5 protein-coding genes are annotated in these 6,923 nt (G+C 35.7%); 4 read left to right on the forward strand and 1 reads right to left on the reverse strand.

The annotated features are described in order from the left end of the window. The first annotated feature begins 252 nt into the window (after positions 1-252). From RHOW815_RS06025 to lpdA, 4 genes are all read left to right on the forward strand, one after another. A complete protein-coding gene (locus RHOW815_RS06025; protein ID WP_215217429.1) occupies positions 253-1,344 on the forward strand; it encodes a hypothetical protein in 1,092 nt (363 codons plus the stop codon). A gap of 215 nt (positions 1,345-1,559) precedes the next feature. Further along, positions 1,560-4,208: a 2-oxoglutarate dehydrogenase E1 component gene (locus tag RHOW815_RS06030; RefSeq protein WP_215217430.1), complete on the forward strand. Its 2,649-nt coding sequence runs from the start codon at positions 1,560-1,562 to the stop codon at positions 4,206-4,208. Positions 4,209-4,227: 19 nt separating this feature from the next. Then, a complete protein-coding gene (sucB, locus tag RHOW815_RS06035) occupies positions 4,228-5,328 on the forward strand; it encodes a dihydrolipoyllysine-residue succinyltransferase (protein ID WP_215217431.1) in 1,101 nt (366 codons plus the stop codon). A gap of 7 nt (positions 5,329-5,335) precedes the next feature. Then, positions 5,336-6,718, forward strand: coding sequence for a dihydrolipoyl dehydrogenase (lpdA, locus tag RHOW815_RS06040; protein WP_215217432.1), 1,383 nt, complete (start codon positions 5,336-5,338; stop codon positions 6,716-6,718). 32 nt (positions 6,719-6,750) lie between these two features. On the opposite strand, the gene RHOW815_RS08865 is transcribed toward lpdA, so the two are convergent. Then, positions 6,751-6,879, reverse strand: a complete 129-nt coding sequence (locus RHOW815_RS08865) for a hypothetical protein (protein WP_256439920.1) — start codon at positions 6,877-6,879, stop codon at positions 6,751-6,753. Positions 6,880-6,923 lie beyond the last annotated feature (44 nt).

Here is a 6,923-nt window from a genome sequence, read left to right on the forward strand (position 1 = left end):
TTGCTCAGAAGCAAAAGCGCTTACCATATGGATAGGATCTATTGTCTTATTACCAGAACCGCATAATGTCTTGCCGTCAATGGCAATACTGTTATCAAGCAAAATCTTCATGCGTTGGCCCTAATTCAATAGTATTAATAGTTAAAATTTACAAATGTTTTCTTCTATTTTTTAGAATTAAATTATATTTTATTATATAAATTAATATAACATTAATGTATAATTTACATTTAATTAACAAACAAGGAAACAATGATTAAAGAAGATGTTTATCAATATTATAATAATCTCAGAGAAAAAGTGCCTTTTAATGTAATTAATGAACAAAATAAAAATGTCTTAACTCAAACGGTTAAAGAGCTTACCGAAAGCTATATCTTTTCTATTGGAGCACAAACGATTAGTGGATCACTAGCTCTTAAAGCTTGCGGCATTTCATTGGGCACATCATTTCCTATTCTTCTTGCTTTAGTAGTAGCTAAAAGCTTTATATCTACGTTGAATTATGCCAAGACCGCTATTAAGACAACTTTAAACAATGCAAAAACAATTGTACAGATAACAGCTCAAAAAGCAGCAAGTCCTTTTATGCAAGTTGCAGACGTTATTAATGCTATTTTCAAAAGAGTCTGTGCAAGTTTTACGTCCTTTGCCATGTCCTCATATCATTTGATGAGAAATAGTATTTACTCTTTTAGTTTTAGAAAATTTGATTGCCCTTTACCTGTAGCTCCTCGTGTGATTGAAAGTAAGGAACCTATTGTTGAAATTCAAGAGAAAACTATCGAGGAAAAATCAAATATTGCAGAAGATTTAGCTCCATCTAAACCAGAGCTGCCTTATTGTGATTCTCGATTTATTATTCAAGAAGGATTTTTTTTAAGAGGCATTCCAGCAAGTCTTTTTAATAAGCTAGAAAACTTTCTTTTAGAGAATAATAGAGAGCTAGAGCTTCAAAGCTTAAAAAGTGCTAAACAAAATCTTTTAAAGGACCCTACAAAGCTTCAAAATTTTACAAATACTCTAGCAAACCTTTTTTTAAAGAAAACACCAGAGTTTCAACTTCTAAAAAATGCTCTGGCAAGCCTTCTTTCAGAGAATACTACAGAACTTCAATATCTAGAAAATACTCCAAAAAATGTGCACGGCACTCCAATGCTTCTTATCTTAAAAGAAAATAGTACCCCATGGATATTTTTCTTAGAACACGATCAGAGCCCTCTTTCAACGAAGAAGTTTATCTCAGAACATCTTAAGGATAATAGGATAGCTCTAAGTAATCTCTCAGAGAAGTACTTTTTAAAGGGTATTCCTGTAAACTATCGCTTAAAGGCTCAACTTTAAAGAGAAACCCATTTAAGACTGTGGTGCACAGACTATGTGCGCCTTCTTTTTTTAATCTCTCAATATTTTAACATTCATTCTTTAGAGTTCTATTACGGATTTTTAACCTATTATTTTATTAATAATAAAAATAAAAAAATTGATATTAGTTAAATTAAATTACTGATTTGCTATGAATAAGCTTATAAACTGTTTTGATTTTTTCAGGATCTTATATGACTTTTTCTTCCCTTTCTATTCCCAACCTATGCTTTATAGATGATCTTTATCAAAAATTCATAGACGATCCCTTCCAAATGGAACCTTCTTGGCGTGCTTTTTTTCAAGGAATGCACCTAGGATTAAGCCAATCCATTAGAGGATTAGACCAGGAACAAAGGATTCAGCATCTCATAGACGCTTATCGCAAATATGGCTATTTATTAGCCTGTTTTAATCCTCTTAAGCCCCCTCCTGATATTATCTATGCATTGGACCTCAAGACACTTGGATTTACGACAAATGAGCTAAATGTGCCCTTTCCTACCTGCAACCTTTTGAAAGAAGAACAAGCCCCTTTAAAAGACATTCTTGATGAGCTCAAAAAAATCTATTGTTCTAAGATCGGTATAGAATATATGGATCTTAGAAACCATGAACTAGAAATATGGATCCAAAATAGATTTGAATCTTCATTTACACTGCGTAAACAGCAAAAGATACTTATTTTAAAAGATTTAAACAAAGCCGAGTTATTTGAATCTTTTCTGAATACAAAATACGTAGGACAAAAGCGATTTTCTTTAGAAGGAGCAGAAACTCTGATTCCCATGTTATCTTTTTTAATGGAGCAAGCGTCTTTAAGTGGTATAGATGAAGTAGTCCTTGGCATGGCGCATAGAGGTAGGCTCAATGTACTAGCCAATATTATTCACAAAGACTATTTCTCTATTTTTAGAGAGTTTGATGAAAATTATATTAATGAGGAATTTGAAGGCTCTAGGGATGTAAAATATCATCAAGGCGCACAAGGGACCTTTACTACCTCTTTGGGGAAAAATATCTCGATTACCCTTGCTGCAAACCCCAGCCATCTTGAATCGATAGATCCGGTAGTAGAAGGAATGAGCTACGCTAAAGCAGAGATTAGTAAAAAAGATGTGATCCCCGTTCTTATTCACGGAGATGCCTCTTTTAGTGGCCAGGGTGTGGTCTATGAAACCATGCAACTTTGTAAATTAAACGGCTACCAGACAAGAGGTACTATTCATCTTATTATCAATAATCAAATCGGCTTTACCACAAACCCTGAAGAAGCACGCTCTACCCCTTATTGCTCAGATCTTGCAAAAACATTTAATTGTCCTGTTTTTCATGTAAATGCAGAAGATCCCGAAGGATGTATAAGGGCTATTATTCTTAGCATGGAAATACGACTTAAATTTGGATGCGATGTGTTTATCGATCTTAATTGTTATCGTAAGTACGGTCATAACGAAAGCGATGAACCTCTTTTTTCGCAACCACTTCTCTATGCTAAAATTAAAGAGAGAAAATCCATTCGCACTGTATTTTTTCATAACTTGCTTCGAGAAAATATCATTCAAGAAAAGGACATAAAGAACTTAGAAGAAAACTTTAAAAAGCAGCTTCAAGAAGCTTTGCAAACAACATCTCCTCCTGTTGCTAGGAAAAAACCACAAGAGTTTATTCCTTTATCAGAAATGGATACTAAAATTTCTTTAAAAGTATTAGGAGAGATCGCTAAAGGACTTTATACCTATCCAAGCGATCTAAATCTTAATCCTAAAATTAAACGACTTCTCCAAGAAAGAGAGCAAATGTTACAAAGCGACCCTAAATTAGTCTCTTTAGATTGGGGAACAGCGGAACAGCTCGCCTATGCAAGCTTACTATCTCAGAAAATCGCTTTGCGATTTTCTGGTCAAGATGTTTGCCGAGGAACATTTTCTCATAGACATGCTGTACTTATTGATCAACTCAATGAAAAACGTTATTTTCCACTCAATCATATTACAGAGTCTCAAGCTGAATGTGCATTTTTTAACTCCCCTTTATCAGAATACGCTGTTCTAGGATTTGAGTTTGGATTTAGTTTAGCCTCTTCTAAGGCCTTAGTTATTTGGGAGGCACAGTTTGGTGATTTCGCAAATGGTGCTCAGATTATTCTCGATCAGTATTTAGCTCCTTCAGAACAAAAATGGGGAATAGTATCCAATGTAGTTCTGATGCTTCCTCATGGTTATGAGGGACAAGGACCAGAACACTCCTCTGCGCGTATAGAGCGTTTTTTGCAATTAGCTGCTCAAGATAATTTAAGAGTTGCTAATTGCTCTACCCCTGCACAGCTTTTTCATCTTCTGCGAGCACAGGCTCTATGTCCTATAAAAAAACCTTTAGTTCTTTTTACGCCTAAAGCTTTATTGCGTAATGCTGCATGTAGATCCAGTTTAAATGATCTTGCAGCAGGAAGATTTTATGAAGTTCTAGAAGATCCCCTCCTAGAAAAAGATGCGAAGTTACTGCTGTTTTGCAGTGGAAAAGTCTATTACGAGCTCATTCTAGAGAGAGAAAAACAAAATCAACAATGCGCAATCATACGTTTAGAACAGCTATACCCTTTCCCTAAAAATATCGTCCAAAAAATTTTAGCTAAACATCCTAATGCTAGCTGTCGTTTTGTGCAGGAAGAGCCCAGCAATATGGGTGCTTGGGAGTCTTTGCGCTTTGCATTTGACGAGCTACTTGGAACAAAAAGCGCAATCGAGTATATCGGAAGACAAAGAAGCGCATCGCCTGCTGTAGGCTCGTATGCCGTACATAAACAACAATTAGAAGAGCTGCTTAAAAAAGCTTTTGCTTAAATTTAAGATAAGGTAATCCATGGCAAGCGAGATTAAAATCCCTAATATGGGTGAATCTGTTTCCGAAGCAACCATTAGCAACATCCTTAAATCATCTGGTAGTTTTGTTAAACAAGATGAAGAAATTTTAGAATTAGAAACAGATAAGGTAAATCAAGTTTTGTATGCTCCTGAAAGCGGAGAATTAACCTTACAGGTTAAAAAAGGAGATATCGTTAAGATAGGACAAGTAATTGGGACGATTAATCCTCCAACTGTAGAGCAAACACTTAAATCTTCTGATAAAAAACCACCTAAACCAATAGAGCCTGCTTTTCCTCCTCCTTCAAATGGAAAAGCCAAATTTACTACATCTGATTTTGTTTCTAGCTTGCAACAATCCACAGTTTCTCCTCAACCCACTCCTATTGTAGAAAAAGAAGCGAACACTTCTCGTAAACAAATGAGTTCTTTACGCAAAATCATTGCGCAAAGGCTTGTAGAAGTTAAGAACACAACAGCTATGTTAACCACCTTTAACGAAGTGGATATGAGCAGTGTAATTGCTATCAGACAGAAAGAGCAGGAATCTTTTCAAAAAAAATATGGGATTAAACTGGGTTTTATGTCTTTTTTTATCAAAGCTTGTGTTGCAGCTTTAAAAGAGATTCCCGAAATTAATGCCTATATTGATAAGGAAGATATAGTCTTTGTTCAAAGCTATGATATCTGTGTTGCAGTTTCTACAGATCGTGGTCTAATGGTTCCTGTCATTAGATCTTGTGAACAGCATAATTTTGGAGAAATTGAAATGCAACTGAGCGCTTTTGCTCAAAAAGCACGCGATGGTTCCATCAGCGTAGATGACTTAAAAGGAGGCAGCTTTACAATTACCAATGGAGGTGTTTTTGGATCTCTTTTATCAACCCCTATTCTTAACCCCCCTCAAAGTGCCATTTTAGGAATGCACTCTATTGTTAAACGTCCTGTTGTCATCGATGACGAAATTGTTATCCGTCCTATGATGTATCTAGCGCTCAGCTATGATCATCGTTTAATTGATGGCAAACAAGCTGTGCTTTTTTTAAAGCACATTAAGCAAACATTAGAAGAACCTTCTCGCTTACTTCTCGACTTATAAGGAACCTATGGATGCATTTGATCTAATTATCATAGGTGCTGGGCCTGGCGGGTATGTAGCTGCAATAAGAGCTGCTCAACTGGGATTAAAAACGGCGTGTATCGATAAACGAAAAGAATTAGGAGGAACGTGTCTACATGTAGGTTGTATCCCTTCTAAATCACTTTTATCTTCCTCTGAACTACTATGGAATATAAAAGAAATAAGCGCTGCAAATGGAATTATTATTGCTCAACCATCGATTAATTTTACGAAAATGATGACTCGTAAAACACAAATTATCCAATCTTTTAGCCAAGGAATTACAAGCTTATTTAAAAAACACAAGATTAGTTCTTATGTAGGAGAAGCTAGTTTTCTATCCTCTACTGAAGTTTTAGTTAAAAATGCAAGTCAAGCAACCCAACTACAAGCGCGATTTATTCTTATCGCTACAGGCTCAAAGCCTATTGAGCTTCCCTTTTTACCCTTTGATGAAAAACAAATTCTCTCCTCTACCGGGGCACTCTCTCTTAAAGAAATCCCTAAAGATCTACTCATAATAGGCGCAGGTGTAATTGGAGTAGAACTAGGATCTGTCTACAATAGACTAGGAACGAAAGTACAAATCATTGAATTTCTTGATCAAATTTGTACAGGATTTGATCATCAACTTATCTTGGAGCTTAAAAAAGATCTGGAAAAACAAGGCATTAACTTTTATCTCTCTTCTAAAGTCATGGGTGCAAAAATTGCGTCCAATCAAATTTCTTTACAAGTAGAACAAAAATCTTTTTCAGCGGAAAAAGTTTTGGTCGCCATTGGAAGACGGCCTTATACCCAAGGGCTTGGTCTTGAAAAGATAGGAGTAAAAATATCTCCTAAAGGATTCATTGAAACCGATGGAATCTTTCGCAGCAATATCCCAAATATTTTTGCTATTGGAGACGTCGTTGAAGGTCCTATGCTTGCACATAAAGCATCTGAAGAAGGCATTGCAGCTGTTGAAATTATGGCAGGCCATAGGCCTCAACTTAACTACATGGCTATTCCCAATGTTGTCTATACCCATCCAGAAATGGCATCAGTGGGATTAACAGAAGAAGAAGCTAAAAAATATCACCTTATACCAAAAATAGGGAGCTTTCCCTTCAAAGCCAACTCAAGGGCAAAGTGCACAGGAGAAACACAAGGATTTGTAAAGATTGTTACGGAAGAGAAAAGCAAAAGGATTATAGGGGTGCATATTATAGGAACACATGCCTCTGAGTTAATTGCAGAAGCAGCTATTGCTATACAAAAAAGTTTATGTATAAAAGACTTGATTAACACTCCTTATGCTCATCCTACTCTATCAGAGGCAATAAGAGAAGCTGCTTTAGATGTAGAAAAAAGAGCACTTCACAAATAAGCTAAGCGCTCATCTTATATACTAGTGCCGATTCAAACGGCTAGCTTAATGGGATTTAAGTCAACGACTTGAAACTTGTCGTTTATCCTACATTTCAAAATATCTGTTATTTTCGGTATCTCTTCTAAGAAGAATCCTCTAATTGCCTGAAAAAAAGTCACCGACGTTTCGTAATATCGATTGTATAGTTATTTAAATCGACATT

This window comes from Candidatus Rhabdochlamydia sp. W815 (genome assembly GCF_018642185.1).
GTDB lineage: Bacteria > Chlamydiota > Chlamydiia > Chlamydiales > Rhabdochlamydiaceae > Rhabdochlamydia > Rhabdochlamydia oedothoracis.